Annotated in this window: 29 protein-coding genes; 20 read left to right on the forward strand and 9 right to left on the reverse strand. The window is 68.7% G+C overall.

Annotated elements, in window-relative coordinates; all coding sequences use genetic code 11:
- Positions 1-43: 43 nt before the first annotated feature.
- The 3 genes from NM203_RS24635 to mftR form a co-directional block, all read right to left on the reverse strand.
- On the reverse strand, positions 44-1,336 hold the full coding sequence (locus NM203_RS24635; RefSeq protein WP_255063195.1) for a VOC family protein: 1,293 nt from the start codon (positions 1,334-1,336) through the stop codon (positions 44-46).
- Complete coding sequence (locus NM203_RS24640; RefSeq protein ID WP_255063196.1) at positions 1,333-1,842, reverse strand: RNA polymerase sigma factor; 510 nt, start codon at positions 1,840-1,842, stop codon at positions 1,333-1,335. The genes NM203_RS24635 and NM203_RS24640 overlap by 4 nt, the downstream gene beginning before the upstream one ends.
- 104 nt (positions 1,843-1,946) lie before the next feature.
- Positions 1,947-2,519 (reverse strand): mycofactocin system transcriptional regulator MftR, encoded by a 573-nt coding sequence (mftR, locus tag NM203_RS24645; protein WP_408633408.1) that lies wholly within the window; start codon positions 2,517-2,519, stop codon positions 1,947-1,949.
- Positions 2,520-2,634: 115 nt separating this feature from the next.
- Here mftR and mftA point away from each other — a divergent pair, with 115 nt between their 5' ends.
- The 7 genes from mftA to mftG all read left to right on the forward strand — a co-directional run bounded on the left by mftA (position 2,635) and on the right by mftG (position 9,129).
- Complete coding sequence (mftA, locus tag NM203_RS24650; protein WP_255063198.1) at positions 2,635-2,730, forward strand: mycofactocin precursor MftA; 96 nt, start codon at positions 2,635-2,637, stop codon at positions 2,728-2,730.
- 32 nt (positions 2,731-2,762) lie between these two features.
- The gene (mftB, locus tag NM203_RS24655; protein WP_255063368.1) at positions 2,763-3,044 is read left to right on the forward strand and encodes a mycofactocin biosynthesis chaperone MftB; all 282 of its coding nucleotides are present in this window, start codon (positions 2,763-2,765) and stop codon (positions 3,042-3,044) included.
- Positions 3,041-4,225 carry a mycofactocin radical SAM maturase gene (gene mftC / locus NM203_RS24660; RefSeq protein ID WP_255063200.1) on the forward strand — a complete coding sequence of 395 codons (1,185 nt, stop codon included), beginning with the start codon at positions 3,041-3,043 and terminating at the stop codon, positions 4,223-4,225. Before mftB ends, mftC begins: the two co-directional genes overlap by 4 nt.
- 3 nt (positions 4,226-4,228) lie before the next feature.
- Complete coding sequence (gene mftD / locus NM203_RS24665) at positions 4,229-5,413, forward strand: pre-mycofactocin synthase MftD (RefSeq protein WP_255063201.1); 1,185 nt, start codon at positions 4,229-4,231, stop codon at positions 5,411-5,413.
- Between the two features lie 132 nt (positions 5,414-5,545).
- Positions 5,546-6,277, forward strand: coding sequence for a mycofactocin biosynthesis peptidyl-dipeptidase MftE (gene mftE / locus NM203_RS24670; RefSeq protein WP_255063202.1), 732 nt, complete (start codon positions 5,546-5,548; stop codon positions 6,275-6,277).
- The gene (gene mftF, locus NM203_RS24675; RefSeq protein ID WP_255063203.1) at positions 6,274-7,686 is read left to right on the forward strand and encodes a mycofactocin biosynthesis glycosyltransferase MftF; all 1,413 of its coding nucleotides are present in this window, start codon (positions 6,274-6,276) and stop codon (positions 7,684-7,686) included. Before mftE ends, mftF begins: the two co-directional genes overlap by 4 nt.
- A 21-nt stretch (positions 7,687-7,707) precedes the next feature.
- Positions 7,708-9,129, forward strand: a complete 1,422-nt coding sequence (gene mftG, locus NM203_RS24680) for a mycofactocin dehydrogenase MftG (RefSeq protein ID WP_303625140.1) — start codon at positions 7,708-7,710, stop codon at positions 9,127-9,129.
- Here the strand turns inward: mftG and NM203_RS24685 are convergent.
- Together NM203_RS24685 and NM203_RS24690 are read right to left on the reverse strand one after the other, a co-directional pair.
- Positions 9,116-9,781 (reverse strand): aspartate/glutamate racemase family protein, encoded by a 666-nt coding sequence (locus NM203_RS24685; protein WP_255063205.1) that lies wholly within the window; start codon positions 9,779-9,781, stop codon positions 9,116-9,118. The genes mftG and NM203_RS24685 overlap by 14 nt on opposite strands.
- A gap of 14 nt (positions 9,782-9,795) precedes the next feature.
- Positions 9,796-11,376: an MFS transporter gene (locus NM203_RS24690; RefSeq protein WP_255063206.1), complete on the reverse strand. Its 1,581-nt coding sequence runs from the start codon at positions 11,374-11,376 to the stop codon at positions 9,796-9,798.
- 92 nt (positions 11,377-11,468) lie between these two features.
- Between NM203_RS24690 and NM203_RS24695 the strand changes: the two genes are divergently transcribed.
- Positions 11,469-12,089 (forward strand): TetR/AcrR family transcriptional regulator, encoded by a 621-nt coding sequence (locus NM203_RS24695; RefSeq protein ID WP_255063207.1) that lies wholly within the window; start codon positions 11,469-11,471, stop codon positions 12,087-12,089.
- Here the strand turns inward: NM203_RS24695 and NM203_RS24700 are convergent, their stop codons facing one another.
- On the reverse strand, positions 12,090-13,343 hold the full coding sequence (locus NM203_RS24700; protein WP_255063208.1) for a cytochrome P450: 1,254 nt from the start codon (positions 13,341-13,343) through the stop codon (positions 12,090-12,092). It lies immediately after the preceding gene.
- A gap of 174 nt (positions 13,344-13,517) precedes the next feature.
- Between NM203_RS24700 and NM203_RS24705 the strand changes: the two genes are divergently transcribed.
- Both NM203_RS24705 and NM203_RS24710 read left to right on the forward strand, forming a co-directional pair.
- A complete protein-coding gene (locus NM203_RS24705) occupies positions 13,518-15,065 on the forward strand; it encodes a carboxylesterase/lipase family protein (protein WP_255063369.1) in 1,548 nt (515 codons plus the stop codon).
- 6 nt (positions 15,066-15,071) lie between these two features.
- Positions 15,072-15,425, forward strand: a complete 354-nt coding sequence (locus NM203_RS24710; protein ID WP_255063209.1) for a nuclear transport factor 2 family protein — start codon at positions 15,072-15,074, stop codon at positions 15,423-15,425.
- Here NM203_RS24710 and NM203_RS24715 read toward each other — a convergent pair.
- Complete coding sequence (locus NM203_RS24715; protein WP_255063210.1) at positions 15,422-17,551, reverse strand: hypothetical protein; 2,130 nt, start codon at positions 17,549-17,551, stop codon at positions 15,422-15,424. The two genes, NM203_RS24710 and NM203_RS24715, sit on opposite strands and share 4 nt — an antisense overlap.
- 150 nt (positions 17,552-17,701) lie before the next feature.
- Between NM203_RS24715 and NM203_RS24720 the strand changes: the two genes are divergently transcribed.
- On the forward strand, positions 17,702-17,944 hold the full coding sequence (locus NM203_RS24720; RefSeq protein ID WP_255063211.1) for a hypothetical protein: 243 nt from the start codon (positions 17,702-17,704) through the stop codon (positions 17,942-17,944).
- 53 nt (positions 17,945-17,997) lie between these two features.
- On the forward strand, positions 17,998-18,231 hold the full coding sequence (locus NM203_RS24725) for a hypothetical protein (RefSeq protein WP_255063212.1): 234 nt from the start codon (positions 17,998-18,000) through the stop codon (positions 18,229-18,231).
- A 36-nt stretch (positions 18,232-18,267) separates the two neighbouring features.
- Here NM203_RS24725 and NM203_RS24730 read toward each other — a convergent pair whose 3' ends face one another.
- Positions 18,268-20,736: an Ig-like domain-containing protein gene (locus tag NM203_RS24730; RefSeq protein ID WP_255063213.1), complete on the reverse strand. Its 2,469-nt coding sequence runs from the start codon at positions 20,734-20,736 to the stop codon at positions 18,268-18,270.
- Positions 20,737-20,878: 142 nt separating this feature from the next.
- Between NM203_RS24730 and NM203_RS24735 the strand changes: the two genes are divergently transcribed.
- Entirely contained in the window at positions 20,879-21,124 is a 246-nt protein-coding gene (locus NM203_RS24735; RefSeq protein WP_255063215.1) for a hypothetical protein, read from the forward strand.
- A gap of 224 nt (positions 21,125-21,348) precedes the next feature.
- Here NM203_RS24735 and NM203_RS24740 read toward each other — a convergent pair whose 3' ends face one another.
- Positions 21,349-21,837 (reverse strand): hotdog fold domain-containing protein, encoded by a 489-nt coding sequence (locus NM203_RS24740; RefSeq protein WP_255063216.1) that lies wholly within the window; start codon positions 21,835-21,837, stop codon positions 21,349-21,351.
- Positions 21,838-22,116: 279 nt separating this feature from the next.
- On the opposite strand from NM203_RS24740, the gene NM203_RS24745 reads away from it, so the two are divergent.
- The 7 genes from NM203_RS24745 (at position 22,117) to rplB (ending at position 25,862) form a co-directional block, all read left to right on the forward strand.
- Positions 22,117-22,491, forward strand: coding sequence for a hypothetical protein (locus NM203_RS24745; protein WP_255063217.1), 375 nt, complete (start codon positions 22,117-22,119; stop codon positions 22,489-22,491).
- Between the two features lie 33 nt (positions 22,492-22,524).
- The gene (locus NM203_RS24750) at positions 22,525-22,734 is read left to right on the forward strand and encodes a hypothetical protein (RefSeq protein WP_255063218.1); all 210 of its coding nucleotides are present in this window, start codon (positions 22,525-22,527) and stop codon (positions 22,732-22,734) included.
- A 332-nt stretch (positions 22,735-23,066) separates the two neighbouring features.
- Positions 23,067-23,372, forward strand: a complete 306-nt coding sequence (rpsJ, locus tag NM203_RS24755) for a 30S ribosomal protein S10 (RefSeq protein WP_003883485.1) — start codon at positions 23,067-23,069, stop codon at positions 23,370-23,372.
- Positions 23,373-23,385: 13 nt separating this feature from the next.
- Positions 23,386-24,036: a 50S ribosomal protein L3 gene (rplC, locus tag NM203_RS24760; RefSeq protein ID WP_255063238.1), complete on the forward strand. Its 651-nt coding sequence runs from the start codon at positions 23,386-23,388 to the stop codon at positions 24,034-24,036.
- Positions 24,036-24,692 (forward strand): 50S ribosomal protein L4, encoded by a 657-nt coding sequence (rplD, locus tag NM203_RS24765; RefSeq protein WP_255063239.1) that lies wholly within the window; start codon positions 24,036-24,038, stop codon positions 24,690-24,692. The genes rplC and rplD overlap by 1 nt, the downstream gene beginning before the upstream one ends.
- Positions 24,692-24,994 carry a 50S ribosomal protein L23 gene (gene rplW, locus NM203_RS24770; RefSeq protein WP_255063240.1) on the forward strand — a complete coding sequence of 101 codons (303 nt, stop codon included), beginning with the start codon at positions 24,692-24,694 and terminating at the stop codon, positions 24,992-24,994. Before rplD ends, rplW begins: the two co-directional genes overlap by 1 nt.
- A 28-nt stretch (positions 24,995-25,022) precedes the next feature.
- Complete coding sequence (gene rplB / locus NM203_RS24775) at positions 25,023-25,862, forward strand: 50S ribosomal protein L2 (protein ID WP_255063241.1); 840 nt, start codon at positions 25,023-25,025, stop codon at positions 25,860-25,862.
- Positions 25,863-25,871: the final 9 nt, after the last annotated feature.

The raw sequence follows: 25,871 nt of genomic DNA on the forward strand, positions 1-25,871 counted from the left end.
CGAGAGCGGTGAGCGCTCCGGAACGTGCACAAATCGCAAGGAGTTAGTGCTCGCCGAGGTAGAAGCGGCTGCCCTGATCGTCGGTGCACAGCGCCGAGCGGCCGTACGGCTGCTGTGACGGCTCGTCGATGACGGTGCCGCCGGCGTCGCGCACCCGTGCGACCGCGGCGTCGATGTCCGCGACGGCCCACATCGGTACGGCGACGCCGCGGTCGGCGCCGCCCGCAACCCCCGACATCGGGTGCGCGCCCACGACGCCCCAGCCGTCGTCGACCCGGCCGGGCTCGAACGCCCAGAACAGGAAGCGGCTGTAGAAGGCCTTGAAGGCCGCCGAGTCGGGGACCTCGTAGGTGAGGTACGAGAGTTCGCCCGGCCCAGTGCCGTTCAGCGCCGGACGCGGTGTGCCCGGCGTCGCTTCGAACACCGCGAACGCCGTCCCCGCCGGGTCGGTCGCGTCGAGCACGGTGCCGAAATCGAACTCCTGCTCCTCGCCGGGGGTTCCGCCGCCGCTCGCAATCGACTGCCGCGCACCCGCGAGGTCGGTCACCGCGTAGCAGCAGAACAGCGTCGGGGGACCGGGCACCGAGTACAGCCCGATGCGTTCCGTCGTGTTGGTGACCTGATGCGTGTCGGGGTCGTAGCGCCACCCGAGCACGTGGCCGTAGAACGCGGCGGCGCGGTCGGCGTCGGGGGTCCAGACCGACACGTAGCCGAGGTCGCCGTGCTGGATGGGGACGACGCCACCGGTGACCGGGCCGCTCAGCATCCACCGGTGGCCGAAGGGGTCGACGATCGCGGCGGTGCGCGAGCCGTAGTTCTCGTAGGGCTCACGCTGGACCTCGGCGCCACCGGCGCGGGCCCGCTCCAGAACGGTGTCGGTGTCGACGACCGGCAGCATCAGACTGACTGAAACCGCTTGCGGGGCAGGCGCCTTGAGCCCGATTTCGGGATACTCGTCGGCGAGGTAGAGCACGCCGCCGCCGAGCGCCAACTCCGCGTGCCCGATGCGGCCGTCGTCCATGACGATCGGCTCGCCGACGAGCGTCGCCCCGAACGCGTCGACGTACCAGTCGATGGCCGCCCGCGCGCCGGCCACCGCGAGGTAGGGCAGCGCGGCGGGGCGGGGGACCGTCGGTTCGGCGGCCGTCTCGGCGGGTTCGATCAGTTCGGCGATGGCGGTATCGGTGCCGCTCATGACAACTCCTTCGGTTCGATTCGGAAGTGCGAGAGCCGTTTCCAGCCGTGCGCGCAGTCGCGCCGCGAACTCGGGATCGGGTGGCACCGGAAGGTCGCCGTCGCGGAGCACGTCGAGCGGGTCGTAGTGGTTGTTGCTCACGACTGCCCTCCCTCCGGGTACTCGGTTCTGAACGCGCGACGCGCCCGCACCAGCAACGCCTCGGTGGCGTGCACGGTGCGGCCGATCAGCTCGGCGCACTCCGGCACCGAGCGGTCGTCGAGATAGCGCAGCGCCAGCACCGCGCGGTGCTGCTCGGGCAGTCGGGCCAGCACGGTCTCGGCGACGATGCGGTCGAGTTCGGCGTCCCACCCGTCGTCCGGCTCGATCGGCTCCGGCAGCTCCGCGACCGGCACGGTGAACCGGTCGTGGCGGCGCCGGTAGTGGTCGGCCAGCTTGTGCCGTGCCACTCCGATGAGCCACGGCACCGTGATCGGCGGCGGATTCTCCTTGCGCGCGGCGTCCATCGCCGCGAGGAAGGTCTCCGACGTCAGGTCCTCGGCGGTGGCCCTGTCCGCGCATCTGCGCACGAAGTACCCGTACACCGACGGCAGGGCGTCGTCGTACAACGCGAGGAGCGCGTGCGGCGCGCTCGGGTGGGCACTCACACCCTCATCGTCGCCATCCGGACCCGAACTCCGACGCCCCTTCCCGAACTTTCTTGCGATTCGGGCACTCGCAGGAGCGGTGAGCGCTCCCGCGGGTGCACGAATCACAGGTGGGCGAGGCCTGTGCTAACAGTGTCGTAGGCGTCGTTGAGAGCGGCGTCGAGGGCCACCGTTTCGTCGGCGAGCCAGTGCTCGTAGGCCGACAGCGCGACGCCGAGCATGGTCCACGCGGTGGTCTGGGGGATCAGGCCGGCGGGCTCGTCACCGGTCCGGCGCGCCACGAACTCGGCCACCACCGCGCGCCAGCCGGCGTACATCGTCATGGAGTGCGCCTGCAGTGCCGCCGTTCCGAGGATCACTTGCATGCGCTGGCGGTGCTTGAACAGCTCGATCTCACCGAAGTCGTTGAACGCCAGCAGAACCGAGCGCAACGCGGAGCCGACGGGGACGTCGTGCGGCACCTCGGCTAGCAGGTGGCGCATCAGATCGAGGTGGGCGTCGAAGTCGCCCCACGGGATCGCGTTCTTCGACGGGTAGTACCGGAACAGGGTGCGGCGCGCGATCCCGGCGGCCTGCGCGACGTCGTCGACGCTGACCTCGTCGAAGCCGCGACTGACGAACAGGTCCAGTGCGACGTCGGTGATGTGGTCCTGGGTGGTGGACCGTCGCCTACCCACACGGACGGTTTCTCCCCGCACGGCGATCCCACCCTTCCATTTAGGCACTCGATGCCATATTCTTGCGATCTCGATCACACTTGTGCAAGAGCCACGACCCGAAAGGTGCGAAACCATGGATCAGAACCCGCAGGCGGAAACCCAGGAAGAGCTCGTCACCGAGACCCTCGTCGAAGAGGTCTCGATCGACGGTATGTGCGGGGTTTACTGACGGTGACGGCGGCTCTGCCGGCGACGTCGCCCATGGACACGGCTTTCGACCCCGACCGCGGTTGGCGCCTCCACCACCAGGTGGCGGTGCGGCCCGAGCCGTTCGGGGCGCTGCTGTATCACTTTGGCACGCGCAAACTCTCGTTCCTGAAGAACACGACGATCGTCGAGGTGGTCAACTCGCTGGCCGACCACCCCGACGCCCGCTCGGCGTTGCGCGCGGCTGGGATCGACGACGACCGGCAGGCCCCTTACCTGCACGCCCTCGGCGTGCTCGTCCAGTCCAAGATGCTCGTCCCGGAGGAAACGCAGTGACGACTATGCAGCCCGTTCCCAGGCTCGTCGACCAGTTCGAGCGAGGCCTCGACGCCCCCATCTGCCTGACCTGGGAGCTGACGTACGCGTGCAACCTGTCGTGCGTGCACTGCCTGTCCGCGTCCGGTAAGCGGGATCCTCGCGAGCTGTCGACGCGGCAGTGCATGGACATCATCGACGAGCTCGAGCGGATGCAGGTGTTCTACGTGAACATCGGCGGCGGGGAACCGACTGTGCGCCCGGACTTCTGGGAGCTCGTCGACTACGCGACCGCCCATCACGTCGGCGTGAAGTTCTCCACCAACGGCGTCCGGATCGACGAGAAGGTCGCCGCGAAGCTGGCCGCCAGCGATTACGTCGACGTGCAGATCTCGCTCGACGGCGCGACCGCCGAGGTCAACGACGAGGTCCGCGGTCCCGGCTCGTTCGCCATGGCCATCCGGGCGCTGGAGAACCTCGCCGCGGCGGGCTTCAAGGACGCCAAGATCTCGGTCGTCGTCACGCGGCACAACGTCAGCCAGCTCGACGACTTCAAAGCGCTGGCGGACCGGTACGGCGCCACCCTGCGCATCACGCGACTGCGCCCCTCGGGCCGCGGCGCCGACGTCTGGGACGAGCTCCACCCCACCCCCGCCCAGCAGGTCGAGTTGTACGACTGGCTGGTCGCCAAGGGGGAGCGGGTGCTCACCGGTGACTCGTTCTTCCACCTGTCCGGACTCGGCGCGCCCGGTGCGCTCGCCGGCCTCAACCTGTGCGGCGCCGGCCGCGTGGTGTGTCTGATCGACCCGGTCGGCGACGTCTACGCCTGCCCGTTCGCCATCCACGACAAGTTCCTCGCCGGAAACGTGCTGACGAGCAACGGCTTTCAGGACGTGTGGCAGAACTCCGAACTGTTCCGTGAGCTGCGCGAGCCGCAGTCCGCGGGCGCGTGCAGCGGCTGCGGACACTACGACGCGTGCCGCGGCGGCTGCATGGCCGCCAAGTTCTTCACCGGCCTGCCGCTCGACGGACCCGACCCCGAATGCGTGCAGGGCTACGGCGAACCCGCGCTGGCGCTCGAACGCAGCAAGCCGAAGCCGAGCGTCGACCACTCCCGCAGCGGCGGACGCAAGGCCCAAGCATCCGTCCCGCTCAAGCTCCTCGCACCACCGAAGAAATTCTGCAACGAAAGTCCGGTCTGACCCATGGCTCGTGATAAGTGGTTCGAAACCGTCTCCATCGCCCAGGAGCGCGCGAAGAAGCGCATCCCGAAATCGGCCTACTCGGCCCTTCTCGGAGGTAGCGAGAAGGGGCTGACGGTAAACGGCAACAACGCCGCGTTCAACGAACTCGGGTTCGCGCCGCACGTCATCGGCGCTCTGGAGAAGCGCGACATGGCGACAACCGTGATGGGACAGGAGATCTCGCTGCCCGTCATCATCTCGCCGACGGGTGTTCAAGCGATCCACCCCGACGGTGAGGTCGCCGTCGCCCGTGCTGCGGCGGCGCGCGGCACCGCTATGGGGCTGTCGTCGTTCGCCAGCAAGCCCGTCGAGGAGGTCGTCGCCGCGAACCCGAAGACCTTCTTCCAGATCTACTGGCTGGGCGACCGAGACGCGATCGCCGCGCGCGCGGAGCGTGCCAGGGCGGCCGGTGCCGTCGGGCTCATCGTGACGACGGACTGGAGCTTCTCGCACGGCCGCGACTGGGGTAGCCCGAAGATCCCCGAGGCGATGAACCTCAAGACCGCGATCAAGATGATGCCCGAGGGGCTCACCCGGCCGCGCTGGCTGTTCGAGTGGGCCAAGACGATGAAGCCGCCGACGCTCACCGTGCCCAACCAGGCGGCCAAGGGCGAGCAGGGGCCGCCGTTCTTCCAGGCCTACGGCGAGTGGATGGGCACCCCGCCGCCCACGTGGGAGGACATCGCCTGGCTGCGCGAGCTGTGGGGCGGACCGTTCATGCTCAAGGGGGTCATGCGCATCGACGACGCCAAACGTGCTGTGGACGCGGGCGTTTCGGCCATCTCGGTGTCGAACCACGGCGGTAACAACCTGGACGGCACCCCGGCCTCGATTCGCGCGCTGCCCGCGGTCGCCGAGGCCGTCGGCGACCAGGTCGAAGTCCTGCTCGACGGCGGCATCCGGCGCGGCAGCGATGTCGTCAAGGCCCTCGCACTCGGCGCCCGCGCCGTGATGCTCGGTCGGGCCTACCTGTGGGGGCTGGCGGCTGAGGGACAGGCGGGGGTCGAGAACGTCCTCGACCTCATGCACGGCGGCATCGACTCCGCCCTGCGCGGACTCGGCAAGGCATCGGTCCACGACCTGAATGCCGGGGACGTGCTGGTGCCCGACGGGTTCGTGCGGGCGCTGGGCGCGCCCGAAAGCTGACACGCCGGGTCGCGGCGCGCCGGAGGATGGGGCAGGCGTGGCTGACGAGACTGGCGGGAAGGCTTTCCGCCCCGCACGGAGTGCCGCACGGAATCAATTGCTGCGCATAAGCCAACAACTGGCGCACGACAGGTGAATTCGGCCTACCATCGGCGGGTGGCTTTCCCCAGTGAGCTTGGGAACTCGACGACGAGGCAGCTGCTCGACCAGACGCCCGCGTTGATTATCCCCCTAGGTGCGACCGAGCAACATGGACCGCACCTGCCGCTGGACACCGACACTCGGATCGCGACCGCGGTTTCCTCTGCCGTTGCTGGTCTCCTGCCTGGCGACTGGCTCATCGCGCCGGCGATCGGCTACGGCGCGAGCGGAGAACACGAGGGCTTCCCGGGCACCGTGTCGATCGGCACCGCTGCGCTGCGCGAACTGCTCGTCGAGTTCGGCCGGTCGGCGTGCAACTGGGCCTCCCGGCTGGTGTTCGTCAACGGACACGGCGGCAACCTCGATGCGGTTGCTGAAGCTACCACCCTGCTGCGTGTCGAGGGACGCGACGCGGCCTGGTCACCGTGCTCCGTCGCGGGTGCCGACGCGCACGCGGGGCACACCGAAACATCTGTATTGCTACATATTTCGCCGAACGACGTGCGAATCGACGAGCGGGTGCCGGGCAACGCCGCACCGCTCGCCGAGCTCATGCCGCGGCTGCGTCACGGCGGCGTGGCGGCCGTGAGTCCGGTCGGGGTCCTGGGGGACCCGACTACCGCCTCCGCCGCGGAGGGCGCCCGCATCTTCACCGAGATGGTGGAGACGTGCGCCCGTCGCATCGCGGCATGGACGCCGAACAACAGGGGGATGCTGGAGTGACGGGACCGAGACTGCCCGATGGCTTCGCCGTGCAGGTGGACCGACGGGTCAAGGTGCTGGGCCAGGGTTCGGCGCTGCTGGGGGGTTCGCCGACGCGGCTGCTGAGGCTCGCGCCCGCCGCGCAGACGATGCTCAGCGGCGGCCGCCTCGAGGTCCACGACGCGCAGAGCGCCCAGCTCGCCCGCACGCTGCTGGACGCCACCGTCGCCCACCCCCGCCCGGCCAGCGGCCCATCGCATCGCGACGTCACCGTCGTTATTCCGGTGCGCGACAACGCCTTCGGGCTGAACCGGCTCGTCCGTGCGCTGCGTGGACTGCGGGTGGTGGTGGTCGACGACGGGTCGGCGACACCGGTGTCGGCCGCGGCGTTCGAGGGTCTGCACTGCGACGTGGTGGTGCTCCGCCACGAGCGCAGTAAGGGTCCGTCGGCGGCCCGCAACGCCGGCATGGCCGCCTGCCAGACGGACTTCGTGGCGTTCCTGGATTCCGACGTGGTGCCCCGGCGAGGCTGGCTGGAGGCCCTGCTCGGCCACTTCTGCGACCCCGCGGTCGCACTGGTGGCGCCGCGCATCGTCGGCCTGCGGGAGCCCGACAGCCTGGTCGGCCGCTACGAGGCGGTCCGGTCGTCGCTCGATCTCGGTCATCGCGAGGCCCCGGTCATTCCGTACGGCACGGTGTCCTACGTGCCCAGTGCCGCGATCGTCTGCAGGCGCAGCGCACTGCTCGAGTTGGGCGGCTTCGACGAGTCCATGGAGTCGGGCGAGGACGTCGACCTGTGCTGGCGCATGGTCGAGTCCGGCGCTCGCCTGCGCTACGAACCCATCGCACTGGTGGCGCACGACCATCGGACGCAGCTGCGAGAGTGGTTCCTGCGCAAGGCTTTCTACGGTTCATCGGCGGCTCCGCTGGCCGTCCGGCATCCCGGCAAGACCGCCCCGCTGGTGCTGTCCGGCTGGACGCTGCTGGTGTGGCTGCTGCTCGCGATGGGCTCCGGTTTCGGGTTCCTGGCGTCCACTGTGGTCGCGGTGTTCACCGGACACCGCATCGCCAAGTCGCTGCGCCCGGTCGAGACCCAGCCCAAGCAGGTCGCGGGGCTGGCGGCCGAGGGGCTGTGGGCCGCGGCCCTGCAACTCGCGTCGGCGATCTGCAGGCACTACTGGCCCGTCGCACTCATCCTCGCCGTGCTGTTCCAGCGCTGTCGCCAGGTGGTGCTCGTGGCCGCGGTGGTCGACGGGGTGTCGGACTGGGTCAGCCGCGACCGCAACGGCGACGGGGACTCCCAGCACGTCGGTCTGCTGTCCTACCTCCTGCTGAAGCGGCTCGACGACATCGCCTACGGGCTGGGGCTGTGGACCGGTGTGGTGCGCGAGCGCCACGTCGGTGCGCTCAAGCCGCAGATCCGGACCTGAGCCCGGCACACGGGTAGGCCATTGTTCAGCGACGTGCTGATCGTCGGCGCGGGGAGCGCCGGCTGCGTTCTCGCCGAAAGGCTTTCGGCTGATCCGTCCTGTCGGGTGACCCTGGTCGAAGCGGGTCCGGGGCCCTCGGATCCGCATGTGCGGGCCCAGATCAGCGATGGACTGCGACTGCCCATCGGCGACGCCAGTTCGGTCGTGCGACGCTACCGAACCATCCTCACCGAGGACCCGGTGCGTGAGACGGTGATCATGCGCGGTGCGGTGGTCGGCGGGTCCGGTGCGGTCAACGGCGGCTACTTCTGTCGCGGCCTGCCCACGGACTTCGACGGGTGGAACGTGCCGGGGTGGGCCTGGGCGGACGTGCTGCCGCACTTCCTGGCCATCGAGACCGACCTGGATTTCACCGGACCGCTGCACGGTGCCGACGGCGCGATGGCGATACGGCGCGTACACCGGTTCGACGAGGGGGCAAGGGCTTTCATCGAGGCGGCACAGCGGCACGGATACCAGTGGATCGACGATCTGAACGGCGCCGACGGTGGTCGGCCAGGCGTGGGCGCGGTACCGCTGAACATCCTCGACGGAATCCGGACCGGTCCGGGTGGGGCGTTCCTCGCCAGGGCGGCTGACCGTCCCAACCTGACGATCGTCGAGGACAGCAGCGTGCGCGGCGTCCGGATCGCGGGCGGCCGGGTGCGCGGTGTGGACTGTGTCGGTCCCGCCGGTCCGGACTACCTTGAGGCGGACCGAATCGTGTTGTCCGCGGGGGCAATCGGATCGGCCCAGCTGCTGATGCTGTCCGGGGTGGGTCCGGCGGCGATGCTGTCCGGGTTGGGGATCGGAGTCAACGCCGACCTGCCGGTCGGGACGCGATCAGCCGACCACCCCGAATGGGTGCTGCCGGTCGACTGGCCCGCCGCGCTGGGACGACCGCCCCTGGAGTCGGTGTTGACCACGTCGGACGGGCTCGAGCTCAGGTCGTACACGACGGGGTTCGGTGTGATGACCGGCGGGCCGGGGGGTGATCCGGCGGATCGGCCGCACTTCGGCGTCACGCTGATGCGACCGCACAGCCGGGGCAGGGTGACGTTGGCGTCGGCGGATCCGGACGTCGCGCCGATCATCGAGCACCGCTACGACAGCGTGCCCGAGGACGTCGCCGCCCTCGAACGCGGAGCAGTGCTGGCTCGGACGGTCGCGGGCGCGGGATACGAAGCGCGCGAGGCAGTCTGGTCCACGTCGCAGCACCTGTGCGGTACGGCGCCGATGGGAGCCGACGACGGGACGTCGGTGCTCGATGAGCGATGCCGAGTGCGGGGCGTCGACGGACTCTGGGTTGTTGACGGGTCGATCATGCCCGCCATCACCAGCCGCGGACCGCACGCGACGATCGTCATGATCGCTCACCGCGCCGCGGAGTTCATCCTCGGTTGATCAGACGCACCATCGACTCGGCGAGCACCGTCGCGGCGACGACACCGTCGACGACCGGTACCCCGAGACGTCGGGTCAGGGGAACGGCGAACTTCGCCATTGCTGCGCAGCCCAATACGATCGCGCGGCTGCCGTCTGATTCGAGGGCGCCGGCACACAGGTCGCCGATCGGTCCGATGGTCTCGGGATCGGAGTCGATGGTAAGCACCGGGATGTCGCAGGCGTACACGCCGAGGCACTGGCTCGGGGTGTAGGCCTTCGCCAGTTCCCACGCCCGCGGTACCGTCGCCGACATCGAGGTGACGACGGAGAAGTCGCCGGCCGCGAGCGCCGCCGCGTGCATGGCGGCCTGCGCGATTCCGAGCACCGGACCGTCGACCAGCGTGCGCGCCAACTCAAGACCGGGATCGCCGAAGCACGCGATGATCGACGCGTCCGGGCGTCCCACGTCGCGTGCGTGCGCTTTCGTCAGCTCGGCGAGAAGGTTAGGTAAGCAACGGTGTTCGTCGTCGTCCGACTCGATGCTGGCCGGGCCGTCGACGGGGTTGACGGCTTCCACGAGGGTGGTCGCGCTGGCGACCGCACGCGCGTTGGCCTCGATGTCACGCGTCATCGAGGCGGTCGTGTTCGGGTTGACCAGGAGCAGCCGCACCCGCCCAGGGTAGTTCAGCCGCGACGAGTCAGCCGCTCGACGACCGCCAGCTGGCGGTCGTCGCGGCCCGGTGCCCACAGTCCGATCACGACGGCGCTGACCCCGACGATGATCGCCATGCCGAGCAGCGACGTGCTCATCGCCTCGACGAAGGCTGTCCTGGCCAGTTCCGTCACGGCGGCGCCCTGCGGACCCAGGGACGCCGAGACCTCCAGGGCGTGCCCGAGGGAGCCGAGCACCGCATCCCGCGCGGGCTCGGGCAGCGCCGCGGGCAGCCGGGGGGTCAGCAGCTCGGTGTACTGCGCGGCGAGCAGCGATCCGGCCAGTGCGATCCCGAGTGCGGCACCGACCTCGCGGGTGGTGTCGTTGACTGCGGACGCAACTCCCTGCTTGTCATCGGGTGTGGTGTTCATGATCGCGGAAGTCGTTGGGGCGGTGAGTAGCCCGATGCCGAAGCTCATGACGAGCATGGGCCATCCGACTGCGCCGTAACCGGCGTCGATGTCGACGTCGCTCATGAGGAGGAAGCCAAGCGAGATGAGCCCCAGTCCGGTGAACACCACCAGCCGCAAACCGATCCGCGGCACGTACCAGAACGCCGTGGCGGACAGCAGCAGAACGGGCCCCATCAACGGTGTCAGCGCGAACGCGGTCTTGATCGGGCTGTATCCGAGGATGAGCTGCATGTGTTGCATGACGATGTAGAAGAAGCCGAACATCGCGAGGAAGAACACGGTGATGGCCGCGGCGCCCGTCGCGAAGGTGGGGTTGGTGAACAGTCGGACGTCGAGCAGCGGATGGCGCTGCCGCAGTTCGATGACTCCGAACGCGACGGACATCACCGCGCCCACGACGATGGAGCCGATGACCAATGGGTCGGACCAGCCGCGAGCGGGCGCCTCCAGGATGCCGAACACCAGGATCGCGACGCCGCCGCCGATGACCACCGCACCCGGCCAGTCGAGGGGTTTCGCGACCGATTCGCGCGACGTCCCGATCGTCAGGGTGAGCACGAACAGCAGCCCGGCGGCCCCCGCGAACCCCCAGAAGATGGCCTGCCAGGAGAAGAAGTGCAGGATGCCACCGGACCCCAGCATCCCGACCACGGCCCCCGATCCCGCTGCGCCCGCCCAGATGCCAACGGCCTTGTTGCGCTGCTCTTTCGGGTATCCGGCTGTCAGCAGCGACAGTGTTGCGGGCATGACGAACGCGGCGCCGACGCCGGCCGCCCCGCGGGCGATGATGAGGTGCAGCGGATCCGACCAGATCGCGGGTGCGATCGACGCCACCGCGAACACCACCAGGCCGAGCAGGAGCGCGCCGCGACGGCCGTACCGATCGCCGAGCGCCCCCGCGGGCAGCAGCAGGCAGGCCAGCACCAGCGTGTAGCTGTCGACGATCCAGGTGAGTTGGCTCTGGGTGGCCGAGGTCGCGCTGGCGATGTCGGGCAGTGCCGTGTTGAGCGCGACCATCGAGGAGATCACCAGGAGTACCGGCAGGCAGGTCACGAACAGCGTCCAGACCCGCGCCCGAGGGGAGAGGGTCGCGAGCGCGGGGTCGGTAGCCTGGGCCTGATCAGACAACGTGTCGGCCACGCTCCCCTCCCTTCGCGGAGTACCGTGATTCCGAGACTGCAGGTCTTGAACCGAGACTAACAGTCTCGTTTCGATAGCGGAGGTGAACTGAAGTGACGGTGCGTACGGATCCCAGGCCGGCGCGGTCGCGCGCGCGTTTACTCGATGCGGCGACGACGCTGCTGCGGTCGGGCGGGCCGAGCGCGGTCACGGTGGACGCGGTGACCCGCGCGTCCAACGTCGCGCGAGCGACGCTGTACCGCCACTTCCCGAGCGGAAACGACCTTCTGGCAGCGGCGTTTCACGCGCTGATCCCGCCTGCGCCGATCCCTCCCGACGAGGGATCGCTGCGCGACCGATTGGTGGCCGCCACCCGCGGTTTCGCGGAACTCATCGCCGAGGCGCCGATCAGCCTCGCGGCGATGTCGTGGTTGGCGCTCGGCGGTGACCTCGAGCAGATGCGATGGGGCAGGGACAAGGACGACAGCCCCGAGGTCAGCACGCTTCGGGAACGGGTGGCCGAGCAGTACGCGGCCCCGTTCGACGCGGTGTTCAGCAGCACACAGGCGATCGCGGCGATGGGCGAGATCGACAGGACGCGCGCCGTAGCCCTGCTCGTCGGTCCCATCGTGCTTGGCAAACTCAGCACGCTGCAGGATTTCGACTACCGCGAGATCGCCGAAGCCGCCGTCGACGGGTTCCTGGCGACCCACGTCACCGCGGCCGACGCGTAACTACTTGAGCGAGTAGCGAATCGGTAGGTGCTTCAGCCCGCCGACGAACGTCGTCGCCTGCAGTTCGGGGGTGCCCGCCAACTCGATGGACTCCAGTCGGCTGAGCAACTCGGTGAACAGACTGTTCATTTCCATGCGCGCCAGGGCGGCGCCCAGGCAGAAGTGGATGCCGTACCCGAACGCCACGTGCTTGTTGGGGTCGCGTGACACGTCGAAACGGAAGGGGTCGGTGAACACCTCCTCGTCGCGGTTGCCCGAAACGTAGGCGAGGTACACCGATTCGCCCTTCGCGATGTCGACGCCGCGCACGGTGGTGTCCTCCGTGGCCGTCCGCATGAACTCCTTGACCGGCGTCGTCCACCGCACCATCTCCTCGACCGCTGTGCCCATGAGGCCCGGATCCCGTTGCAGCCGTTCGAGTTCGGCCGGGTTCTCGATGAGCGCCAGGAGTCCGCCGGAGATGGCGTCCTTCGTCGTGTCGTGCCCAGCGCTGGCCACGATGACGTAGTACGACACGGTGTCCACATCGGAGAGCGGCTCACCGTCGATGAGGCCGTTGGCGATGGCGGACGCGAGATCGTCGGTGGGATGCTCGCGGCGCGACGCCGTCAGTTTCGAGAAGTAGGCGAAGAAGTCCAGCAGCACAGCAAGCTGATCCTCCAGGGATCCGCCGTCGCGCTTGTACTCGTCGTCGTCACCGCCGAACATCTCCTGCGTCAACTTGTGCATGCGGCCGTAGTCGTCCTCGGGCAGGCCGAGCAGCGACATGATGACGTACAGCGGGAAGTGCACCGCGATGTCGGTGACGAAGTCGCACTCCGGGCCGATGTCGCGCATCTTGTCGACGTACCGCTTCGCGAGTTCGTCGACGCGCACCTTGAGATCGCGCATCGCCTTGGGCCGGAACCAGTCGGAGCCGATGGCGCGGATCTTGCGGTGGTGTGGGTCGTCCATGTGGATGAGGGTGCGCAGTCCCGTCCCGGCCGCGAGCTGCTCCTTGGCCAGGTCGTCGGCGGCCGCGGTGGCGAGCAGCGGCCGCGGCTCGGAGATGAACAGCTCGTTCGCGCGCTCGATCGCCATGATGTCGGCGTGCTTCGTGATCGCCCAGAACGGCCGGTACGGCCGGTTGTCCACCCACGCAACGGGATTGTTCGCGCGAAGGTGCGTGAGTGCCTCGTGCAGTCGGACATCGTCGGCGTAGGCCTTGGGGTCGGCGAAGACCCTGGCGGCCTCATCCATAGTCCTGTTGCTCATCGGCACTCCTTACCGCTCACTGCGCTGGGCTGACTTGACGGGTGTCAAGTCGAAGTCTAGGGCGGCGCCGCGGCGCGCACGGCCGGATTGCTGGATCCGCCATCAGTAGGCTCTGGTGTCGTGCCCCCCGTGTCGCGACTCGTCCGCTGTGCGCTCGCGCTGGTGGCGGTGCTGATGCTCCCGCTGGGGTGCGCCACCGACGACCCGCCCGGTGTAACGCTGCCGCCCGACCCGTCGGTGGTGAAGACGACCGCAGGTTTCGTGCGCGGTCTCGCGACTCTGGACAAGCGGCACTTCGCGGGCGTCCCGTACGCGGCGCCGCCGGTGGGACCGCTGCGTTGGCAGCCGCCGCAACCCGTCGCACCCTGGGAGGGCGTGCACGACGCGACCAGGGTAGGGCCGCGCTGCCTGCAGGACGAGGGCACCGACCTGGAGTTGGGCAAGGGGACCGACGAGGACTGCCTGACACTGAACGTGTGGACGCCTGCGCCGTCGAATGAGCTACGGCCCGTGATGGTATGGATTCACGGTGGCGCGTTCATCAACGGCAGCGGTGGGATGTACGACTCGCGGTGGTTGGTGGACCGCGGTGACATCGTGGTCGTCACGATCAACTACCGCCTCGGTGCCCTCGGCTTCCTCGCCCACCCCGCTCTCGGCCAGAAGGGCGCCGTCGGCAACTACGGACTGCAGGATCAGCAGGCGGCGCTGCGCTGGGTGCGCGACAACATCGCCGCGTTCGGTGGCGACCCGGACAAGGTCACGATCGCCGGCGAGTCGGCGGGTGGGATGTCGGTGTGCGATCACATGGTCGCGCCCGACTCCAAGGGCCTGTTCCGCGCGGCGATCATTCAGAGTGGACCGTGTCAGGCGCAGTTGGCGCTGCCGGAGGCCGAGCGGATCAGCGAGGAGTATGCGCGTGACGCCGGGTGCGGGGACCCCGCCACCGCGGCGGCGTGCCTGCGCGCTCTGCCTGCCGACAAACTGCGAAAACCCGTGTGGTACGACCGGATCGGCGAGGACACGCTCAGCGGCCCGGTCTACGGCAGTGCCGTGCTTCCGGAGGACCCGATGGTGGCGATCGCGGAGCGTCGGGCGGCGGACGTGCCGGTGCTGATCGGCAGCAACCGCGACGAGTTCACGCTCTTCGTCGCGCTGCAGTACCTGCGACTGGGGCGGCAGTACGCACCGGGCGAGTACCCCGGCCTCCTCGCCGACACCTTCGGGCGCGACGCCGCCGCCGTGGGTGCGCGCTATCCGCTGGACCGTTACGGCGGCAGCGCCGCACTGGCGTACGCGGCCGCGGTCACCGACGGTGTCTTCGCGTGCGTCGCGAACACGATGACCGACGAGTTGGCGCCGACCAACGACGTCTACGCCTACGAGTTCAACGATCCGCGTCCGCCGACGCCGGAACCCATGCGCACCTTGCCTTTTCCGGTCGGCGCCAGCCATTCGCTCGAGTTGCGCTACCTGTTCGACGTCGGTGGGGCACCGCCGTTGAACCCGGCTCAGCAGGAACTGTCGAACCAGATGATCGACTACTGGACCAGCTTCGTCGCCAACGGGAATCCCGCGACCGAGGGGCTGCCGGACTGGCCCGAGGCGGGCGATGACCCGGCGGCGATGAAGCGGTTGTCTCTACAGCCCGACGGGAGCAGGCTGAGCACCGACTTCGCCGCAGCCCACCAGTGCGGCTTCTGGGCGGAACAGAAGAGGTGACCGAAGGTGCCGACCCCCGATAGGGACGCGTTCACGCGAGAGTGGTTGACGGCGTGGAACTCCCATGACGTAGAGGCGGTGTTGGCGCATTTCCGCGACGACGTCGTGTTCACCTCGCCGGTGGCCGCCCGGCTGCTGCCCGCGACCGGGGGCGTGGTCCGCGGCAAGGCCGCACTACGGGACTACTGGACGACGGCGCTGGCCAAGCTACCGGACCTGCATTTCGAGTTGGTCGCGGTGCACCAGGGTGAGTCGCTGCTCGTCATCAACTACCGCAATGAGCGTGGCCAACTGGTCAACGAGGTGCTCGCATTCGACGGCGACCTGGTTCGCGAGGGCCACGGCACCTACGTGGACTAGGGCACCTCGACCGTCTGTCCGGCGGTCGCGATCGCGGTGTAGCCGGTGTACCCGTCTCCGCCGTATCCCGCCAGGGCGATGCCCCCGTCCGATGCGACCGCGCGGTTGTCGTCGTTGTCGGTACCGGCACCGCCCGCGAAGGCGCGGGATGCCTCGCCGGTCGCCGACGCGGCATTGCCGTCGTTGTCGACGCCGCCTTCGCCGGCCGACGCGATCGCGTTGTCTCCCGACGCGCGCGCCACGTTGCCGTCGTGACCGTCGCCGGTGATCCCGGCGAGCGCGAACGTGAGCGCGCTGCCCGATGCCGTCGCCGAATTGGCCGTGTTGTCGTCGCCGAGCCACCCCGCGCGGGCGGTCGCACCCCCCGACGCCGTCGCGGTGTTGTCGGTGTTGCGGCTGCCGCCGAAGCCGGCTTCGGCGAGTCCGCCGGTCGTCGCCGTGGCCGTGTTGCGATCGTTGTCGTCGGGGTAGTCGGCGGTGTCGATGCCGCCGCCTGCGCGTGCGCGGCTGCCGGATTCCGTTGCCCTGGCGGTGTTTTCGTCACTATCCGACGCGTAACTGCCCGCTTCGGCGACGGCACCCGCGCCGCTGGCGTAGGCGGTGTTGCCGTCGTTGTCGAGCAGGCCCCCGAGGGCTGCCCTCGCCACGCCGCCACCGAGTGCGGTCGCGTGGTTGCCATCGCTGTGGAAGGCGAAGCGCGCGGCGTCGGCGGTACTGCCCGCCCCGTTTGCGTACGCCCTGTTCCAGGTGTTGTCGCTGCCTTCAGCGCCCGCCCACGCCGTGCCCCCGCTGACCGCGGTGGCGCGGTTGAAGTCGTTGTTCACCGAGTCGAACAGCTGGCCGGCGATGAAGCCGCCACCGGCCACCGCGATGCTGTCGGCGCCGAATGAGGTCGCGACGTTGTTGTCGCCGTCGTCACCGTTGCTCCCCGCCATGGCGGCACCGCCGAACGCGGCTGCGGTGTTGCCGAAGGCGTCGTCTCCGGCGTCGCCCGACTGCGCCAGGCTGTCGCCGCCGATCGCCAGCGCCCGGTTGAAGTCGTTGTCATTGCCGAACCTCGCGGCGAACGCCTGTGCGCCCGGCCCGATCGCCAGTGCGGAGTTCAAATCGCTGTCGGTGCCCTCGACGCCCACGTAGGCGGAACTGTTGTCGCCGAACGCCACCGCCGAGTTGAACACCCCACCGGTCGCCACCGCGGTGGTCCCGGCGCCGATTGCGATGGCGAAGCTGCCGAACCCGCTCGCGTCGGCCGACGCGCCGCTGCCGAACGAGAGCGCGAACGACCCGATGCCCGTCGTGGTGAGCTTGAGGTCGCCGATGTGGATCAGGGTGATCGACGGTGTGCTGGCCGGGAGCAGTGCAACAGCGGAGCGGGCGTCTGAAGTGGACTCCGGGCGACGAACCCATGCCAGCATCGCCCACGCGAGCGGGGAATCGGTCGGCGCGCCGGTGCGGGACGTCGCCCACGGCGACACCACTGCGGCGAGCAGACTCGTCGCCGCCTCGATCAGCGATGGCGGCGCGGGCGCGGGCTCAGGGGCAGGTGCGGTGACGGCCGTGGTTGTCAATGCAGCCTGCGCAAGAACCTCGGTGTGCGCGGGTGTTGCGGCGACGGCCGGCGACTCCGTTGGCGTTTCGGCGGTTTCGGGATCACTGCGCTCGGCTGTGCCGGAATCGGGTTCGGCGGGCCGCTTCACCGATGGCGTTACGACAGCCCGGGGCCGAATGCTGCCGTGGACCGGCTTGCGCACACCCGTGTCGTGCTCGACGCCATCGTCGGACCCCGCGGCGTCGACTGGCTCGCCGACGGGCTCGTCGGCCTCGACGTCGCCACGCGAGGGATCGGATTCGTCGTCCTCGTGCTCATCTTCCTCGGCGTCTGCGCTGGGCGGTTTCGCCTCGGCACCGTCGCCGGTGTCGGCACCGCCCGCGTCCGCGTCCTTCGAGGGCGAGGCGTTCGGGCCGGCCGGTTTCGAGTCGGTGGTCTTCGAGTCGGTGGTGTTGGAGCCCGAGTCCGAATCGGGGGACGCGATCGCGACAGGCGGTGTGGTGCCCACGACGACGACGCCCACCCCGAGTGCGAACGCCAATGCGGCGACCCGGCCGACGTACTGTCCATACCTCATAACCGCCACCCTCCCGCGGAGATCTGCAACCCCCTGCAGGTCGCCCGGCGAATGAAGAATATTGCCGAGCGCACCCGTGCGCCATCGCATCCGAGAAATCTCCGCCGGCTTTCGGTGCGGCGGACTGTAGTGAGCGTTCACACTATGTCGATGACTTCGAATGACGTGTACGAACGGCTGCGTGCGCTCGAGCAACTCGTCGACCACCTCTATCGGCAAACGGGTGTCCCGATGCCCGACCTCCGGGCACTCGCGCAGGCGCGGGCGTCGGATCGGGTGAGAGAGCTGCTGCTCTCAGGCAATAAGCTCGCCGCCGTCAAGGCCTACCACGAGGAGACGGGTGTCGACCTGGCGGCGGCGAGAAAATTCGTCGACTCGCTGCAGATCGGGTGATTTCCTCGTTGAGGCGCGTTTGAGACGGTGCGCTCTCGGGCAAGAAAAAATCCATGCGAAATCTTCTACGTCGTTCGACCATCGCCGCCGTTGCTGCCGCTCCCATCGCCGCCGCGTCGCTGTTCACCGCACCGATCGGTTCGGCAGAGCCACTCAACTGCGTGAACGGGCAGTTCTGGGACCCGATCACCAACACCTGCCAGACGCCGCGTCCGGCCGACAACTGCGCGCCGGGCGAGTACTGGAACGCGTTGTCCAACGTGTGCCGCCCGCTGGGCCTGCTCTAACGGCTGGGTCCTCGTCACCCCGCGTGGTGCGGAGGGCTACACCGTCGTCGGCGCCAGCGTGATCTCGTACGAGGTGTACGTCGTGGTGGAGTCAGCGGGGGAGGTCGTGGCGACGAGCACACTCGCGCCGTCGATGTCGTGCACCGTGAAATCGAGAAGGCGGCCCGTCAAGGAGAGGAGCTTCGATTCACCCGAGGGTTCGATGACGATGACATCCGTGTTCGTTCGGCCATCCGTTTCCAGAGGCTGATAGATGACGCCGTCAGACCCGATGAACGGCTCCGTGCCCAGGACGCCGGTGCCGGTGTACGTCGCCGCGGACTGGCCGGGCCGAATCACCGTCACCACAGCCGCCGGTCCATCCGTAGAGGTCACGACGACGGTTCCGTCGGCGCCGATCGCCGGGTTGAAGAGTCCGCTGCCCGCGGCGGTGTAGGACGACGCGGTGCCCTGGCCGCCGCGGAGGACCACGATCTCGGTCACTGGGGACGGCCCGGCGTAGCTGGTCGACCGCACGGCCACCGTGCCGTCCGACCCGACCACGGCGGTGCTGCCCGGCATATCCGTGACGATCGACGCAGGATCCCGGCCGGGACGCAGCACGATGAACTCGTGATGCCAACCGCCGGACGGGCCGGTCAGCGCGTCGACGACGACTGTGCCGTCGGCGCCGATCTGCGGAAGGAAAAGGTAGCCCGCGGTCGCCGTCGTCATGATCGGATCCGCACTCGGGCGCAGCACCGTGACCGTCAGCCGGTACGGGTCGGCGGGGCTGCCCACCCCGGTATAGGTCTGGGCAGCCACGGTCCCGTCATCACCGATCTGCGTGCTGTGCAAGCGCCCCGAGGTGGTGGACGCGACTGCCGACTGGCCGGGCCGCACGACGGTGATCGTCGTCTCGGTGGCCGCGCCCGATCCGGTTTCCGTCGCGTAGGCCACTGTGCCGTCCGAGCCCACCTCAGCGGCGCTGAAGGCACCTACAGTGGTGCGTACCAACGGATTCTGGTTGGGGCGCAGGATGGTCACGGTGGTCTCGACCGGGTCGCCATCGGTGCCCGACCCCGACATGGTGGCGAACACGACGGTGCCGTTGCCGCCGACGGTAGGATCGCCAGCCAACTGCTCCGGGCCGTCGGCGGCGAACGTGTACTGCTGTAGTGCGCGGCTGCCCGCCGGGAGGACGTTCACGGTGTTGGAGATCGTCGACCCGTCGTCAGCAAGCAGGGTGGACGTGAAGACAACCGTGCCGTCGGCGCCCACCCTCGGCGCGAAGAACTGCGGCCTCCCGTCGAAGGTGATGACGATCGGTGGTTCACCCACGCGCGCGACTCGCACTGCACCCATGCGGAGGACACCGTCCACCGCGATGTAGGTGAGGCCCGCGACCGCCGTCTGACCGACGTTTGGGTACGCGAGGCCAGGCGTCCCGGCGGTCGTGAGGGTTTCCGTCGCCACGCCGGGGCGCATGACGGTGAAGACGACGTTCGAGGGATCGCCCAGCGTTCCCGCTCCGGTCCTCGTCGTGACCGCCGTCGTGCCATCGGCGAGCACCGTCACGCCACCGGTCACCGAGCCGTCGGCAGTAGACGAAACCGGGGTCCGCCCCTGGCGCAGCACGGTGATCGTCGTGCGATACGGATCGGCGGTAGTGCCCGAACCGGTCCGGTAGTAGGCGGCGAGCGTGCCGTCGACGCCTCGCGCCCACCCGGCTCCCGACGTGGGAACGGTGATGGAGCCTGCCGCGGTGGCGATCGGCTCGACATCTGTCGGTGCGAGCGTCACCTCCACGGTCCGGGTGGTCGTGTGGCCGCCGCCGAAGAACAGGCCGGCCAGCCCGTGAACGTGGAAGCCGTCGGTGGCGTCGCTGACCGTCACCACGAAACTGTCGGTCAGTTCCGTTGCGCCGTTCCAATTCTCGGGAGCGACGTAGAGGAAGCCGCCCTGATCGTCGACCGTTACGGTCCCTCCCGCCGCACTCGTCGGCGCCACGGTGTAGACGACCTCGTCGCCGTCGGGGTCGGTGCCGACGGTCACGCCTGTGACCACTCGGTCGAGCTGCACCACGTCGGTCGGGGCGGCCAACACCGGTCGGCGGTTGAAGAAGGTCGTCTGAATCTCGCGCCGTACCCACCCCAGTACCGCCCACAGCAGAGGAGGTTGCGACGGTGTCCCTGCTGGGGCGAGGAACGGCGACAGGAGAGTGCCGATCACCGCGGTGATGACCTGGCCCGGGATCGCAATCAGGCTGGCGATCGGATCCGGCGCCGGCGCCAATGTCGTTGCGTCACTTGCGGTGAGTGAGGTCCTCGAGCTGGAGGTGCTCATCAGACTCGGCGCTGCGCGAAGCGCGCTCGGCGTCGCCACGGTCGGGACAGTGGATTCGGGGCCCGGATCCTCGGCGGGCGGCGTGGCGGCGGCGCCACCGTCGGCCGAGGCCGGCGCGACCTTCTGCGTAGGTGTATCGCCGGCCGGCGGATCGTCGTTTCCCTGCTTCTGTGGAGTCACGACTGCTGAGCCGCCGTGCAGCGGCGTCGCGAGTGGCGGCGAGGAGCTAACGGGTTCCTGCGCTCCTGGCATCGCATCCGAGGTACGGGCTCCACCCGACGACGAGATAGTCACGCCGCCTGGAAGCGTCGTCGTCTCCTGCGTGGAGGACCCCGACACCGTGCTGTCGTCGCTGACCGTGTTGGACGCCTGCGATGCGGTCGACGACGACTCGCCGTCGGCGTCAACGGGCGGGTCGGTGGACGCGGTGTCCTGGGTGTCCGACGGGGCAGCCGAGTCGGAGGACGGACTCGGCGCAGTCGGTTCCGCCCACGCCACCGCAGGCGACCCCGTCACGGCGACGCCAACGCCCAGTGCGACCGCCAGTGCGCCGATTCTTCCGACATAGGTAGCCATCCGGCCGACGCTCGACGTCGCTGCGACCCTCGGCGAAGGAACAGTCCACACGCTGTCGTCGGCTGTGGGCGAACAACCTCTACCTGCGTCAACCATGCTGACATCCCCCCAGGAAGTGGATCGCCGGCCCTGAGGCGGGAGCTCCGGTGTCGCTAGGCAAACCTGCCGAGCCGTCGAACCGTAGCAGTGGAAGGCTCCCGAGTGTCCGGTAATTGACTATTCAGATAATTTGCCAGGAGTCACCCATGCGGTGATGTCGGCGTGCACCACCTCGACGCCGCGGCGGTCGGTGACGCTGACGGGGATGACGACATCGACGCCGTCGGTGATCTCATCGAAGTCCGGCACGTCGATCCGGGCGGTGGCCCGCAGCGACGTAGTCGCCTTCTGCAGGTACTGCACGGTCATCGCCTTGGGGATCCAGCGGTGCGTCGTGGGAACCGTCGCCTCCATCAGCATCCCCATCGCCATCTCGGCGGCGTTGCACGACGCGATCGCGTGCACGGTTGAAAGGTGGTTGTGCACGAAGAACCACTTCGGCACGTCGACCTCGGCCAAGCCCGGTTCCATCCGCCGGACATGGGGGAGAACCGAGGCGAAGTACGGGACGCGGGCCATCGCGGCGATGGAGAAGACCCGGCTGCCCGAGGGCACGCCCGCCAGTCGCTGCCACGCCACGTAGGTGGCGGTCTGAGAGTTGCCCATGCGCGGACCTTACTTCAGAGTAAGTTCGCCCGCGTGCGCGAATCGACGCGTGTGTGCGGTACGGGACCTCAAGGCCGACATCGATGTGGGTAAATCGATACCGGATCTCCAGATCGACGACCTGCAGCGAGTTCCAGCAGACGTGGACCAACACGGCCAGCCCGCGGAGGCTTCGCGTTCACCGAGGAAGGCTTCTCCTAGCTCGATACGCACGGTCCGCGCAGGTGGCGGGTCGTCCATTGCCGTGTGCACCGCGCCCGTCGGGCGTACATTCAGCGCGTGGGGGTACCGGACACGGCCATGATCGCGCTGATCGTCGGGGTGGCGAGCACACTTTTCGTCGTCGTTTTCACCGTCATCCTCATCGTGGCTCTCAGGCGCACCCTGCGCAGAAACGCGCAGGTGCAGCGCCGCGCCGCCTGGGGTGTCGGCGGTGCGACCGCGGCGGGCCTCTACGGATCGCAGCACTCCGGATGCAGCGGCAGCACCTACTGGGCGAACCAGGACTTCGGCACGTCGGAACCGGGCCACCACGGCTTCTTCGGCGGTGGCGACTCAGACCACGGGCACGCCAGCTCGTGCTCTGGTGGCGGCAGCAGTTGCGGTGGCGGCAGTTCCTGCGGCGGTGGGTGCGGTGGCGGCGGCGGCGACTGATGCCGGTGGCCGCATGGAGATGAGGGGATCGACATGGTGACCTGGATCGTGCTCGCGGTCTTCGGAGCGATGGTCGGGCTGGCCGTCGTACTCAGCATGAACCGGTCGCGGCGTCGCGGCGCCTGGGGTGCCGGTGGCGGGGACGGCGCCGGCGGCGACGGTGGTTACAGCGGCGGCGACAGCTCCTGCAGCGGTGGTAGCAGTTGCGGGGGAGGCGGCTGCGGTGGCGGGGGCGGCGACTGACCGTCTCGGCCGCTCCTGACCTGGCGCGATCGCCGATGACCAGGGATTTGGAGCACGCGCGCTTCTGAGGCATACTGTTCGGGTTGCCTTGAGCCGGGTTCGCCTGGCCGGGGCATGCGACTGCGCCCCTCGTGGGCGCGTCCGATCCCAACCTCGATCGTGACGGATATCCGCTGCGGGCGAGCGTGCGTTAGGGCGACACACCCGAGCGCGGGGGTCGGTGAACCAGAGACAGGTAAACAGCGGCGGCAAATCCGCGCGACCAGGTTGGTCCAGGCGCGCGGGTGGCAACCAGGCCCGACAGGGCCCGTAAGTAGTGAGGTAGGAGAAGCGTGGCGGGACAGAAGATCCGCATCAGGCTCAAGGCCTACGACCACGAGGCTATTGACGCCTCGGCGCGCAAGATCGTCGAGACGGTTACCCGTACCGGCGCAAGCGTGGTCGGCCCGGTGCCGCTGCCGACAGAGAAGAACGTGTACTGCGTCATCCGGTCCCCGCATAAGTACAAGGATTCGCGGGAGCACTTCGAGATGCGTACGCACAAGCGCCTTATCGACATCCTCGACCCGACGCCGAAGACCGTTGACGCACTCATGCGCATCGATCTGCCGGCGAGCGTCGACGTCAACATTCAGTAGGAGATCCAGAGCAATGGCAAGAAAAGGCATTCTGGGTACCAAGCTGGGCATGACGCAGGTGTTCGATGAGAACAACAAGGTCGTCCCGGTGACGGTCGTCAAGGCCGGGCCCAACGTGGTCACCCGTATCCGCACCCCCGAGCGCGACGGCTACAGCGCCGTCCAGCTGGCGTACGGCGACATCAGCCCCCGCAAGGTGAACAAGCCGGTCACCGGTCAGTTCGCCGCGGCGGGTGTGAACCCCCGTCGCCACCTCGCCGAGCTCCGGCTCGACGACGAGGCCGCCGCCGAGTACGAACTCGGCCAGGAGCTGACCGCCGAGATCTTCGCCGACGGCGCGTACGTCGACGTCACCGGCACCAGCAAGGGCAAGGGCTTCGCTGGCACCATGAAGCGCCACGGCTTCAAGGGTCAGGGCGCCGCTCACGGTGCACAGGCCGTGCACCGTCGGCCCGGCTCGATCGGTGGCTGCGCTACCCCCGGCCGCGTGTTCAAGGGCACGCGCATGTCGGGTCGCATGGGTAGCGATCGCATCACCACGCAGAACCTGAAGGTGCACAAGGTCGACGCCGAGAACGGCGTGCTGTTGATCAAGGGCGCCATCCCCGGCCGCAACGGCGGACTCGTCGTGGTTCGCACCGCGATCAAACGAGGTGAGAAGTAATGGCTTCCAAGAAGATCGACGTCTTGACGCCGGCTGGCAAGAAGGACGGCAGCGTCGAGTTGCCCGCCGAACTGTTCGACGTCGAGCCGAACATCGCCCTGATGCATCAGGTCGTCAACGCGCAGCTGGCCGCCAAGCGGCAGGGCACGCACTCGACCAAGACCCGCGGTGAGGTGTCCGGCGGCGGCAAGAAGCCGTACCGCCAGAAGGGCACCGGCCGCGCCCGTCAGGGTTCGACGCGCGCCCCGCAGTTCACCGGCGGTGGCATCGTGCACGGCCCCAAGCCGCGCGACTACAGCCAGCGCACGCCCAAGAAGATGATCGCCGCCGCACTGCGCGGAGCGCTCTCGGACCGGGCGCGCAACGACCGGATCCACGCGATCACCGAGATCATCAGCGGCCAGGAGCCGTCGACCAAGACGGCGAAGGCGTTCCTCGCCACGCTGACCACCAACGCGAAGGTTCTGTTGGTCATCGGTCGCAGCGACGAGGTCGGCGCGAAGAGCGTGCGCAACCTGCCCGGTGTGCACGTGATCTCGCCGGATCAGCTCAACACGTACGACGTGCTCAACGCCGACGACGTGGTGTTCAGCGTCGAGGCGCTGAACGCCTGGATCGGTTCGCACAGCAAGGCAGAAGAGGAGGTGTCGGCCTGATGGCAACCGTGACTGACCCCCGCGACATCATCCTCGCGCCGGTGATTTCGGAGAAGAGCTACTCGCTCATCGAGGAGAACACCTACACGTTCGTCGTGCACCCGGACTCGAACAAGACGCAGATCAAGATCGCCATCGAGAAGATCTTCGGCGTCAAGGTCGATTCCGTGAACACACTCAACCGCAACGGCAAGCGCAAGCGCACTCGCGCCGGGTACGGACAGCGCAAGTCCACCAAGCGCGCGATCGTGACCCTGGCCGACGGCAGCAAGCCGATCGACCTCTTCGGAGCACCGGCCTGACCGGCCGGGAGTTAAGGGATTAACTGACATGGGAATTCGCAAGTACAAGCCGACGACCCCCGGTCGTCGCGGTGCCAGCGTCTCCGATTTCGCCGAGATCACTCGCTCGACTCCGGAGAAGTCGCTGATCAAGCCGCTGCACGGCAAGGGTGGTCGTAATGCGCACGGTCGCATCACGACCCGTCACAAGGGTGGCGGCCACAAGCGCGCCTACCGCGTGATCGACTTCCGTCGGCACGACAAGGACGGCGTCGACGCCAAGGTCGCTCACATCGAGTACGACCCGAACCGCACCGCCAACATCGCACTGCTGCACTACCTGGACGGCGAGAAGCGCTACATCATCGCGCCGCAGGGTCTGAAGCAGGGCGCTGTCATCGAGTCGGGTGCCAACGCCGACATCAAGCCCGGCAACAACCTGCCGCTGCGCAACATCCCGTCCGGCACGGTCATCCACGCGGTGGAACTGCGTCCGGGCGGCGGCGCCAAGCTGGCTCGTTCAGCGGGCGTCAGCATCCAGCTGCTGGGTAAGGAGGGCACCTACGCCTCCCTGCGTATGCCGTCGGGCGAAATCCGTCGCGTCGACGTGCGCTGCCGCGCCACCGTCGGCGAGGTCGGCAACGCCGAGCAGGCGAACATCAACTGGGGCAAGGCCGGCCGCATGCGGTGGAAGGGCAAGCGCCCGACCGTCCGTGGTGTCGTCATGAACCCCGTGGACCACCCGCACGGCGGTGGCGAGGGTAAGACCTCCGGCGGCCGTCACCCGGTCAGCCCGTGGGGCAAGCCCGAGGGCCGCACCCGCAAGCCCAACAAGCCGAGCGACAAGCTCATCGTCCGACGCCGGCGCACCGGCAAGAACAAGCGCTAGGCAGGAGTA

The sequence above is a fragment of the Mycolicibacterium arenosum genome (assembly GCF_024320865.1).
In the GTDB taxonomy this organism is placed as follows: domain Bacteria; phylum Actinomycetota; class Actinomycetes; order Mycobacteriales; family Mycobacteriaceae; genus Mycobacterium; species Mycobacterium arenosum.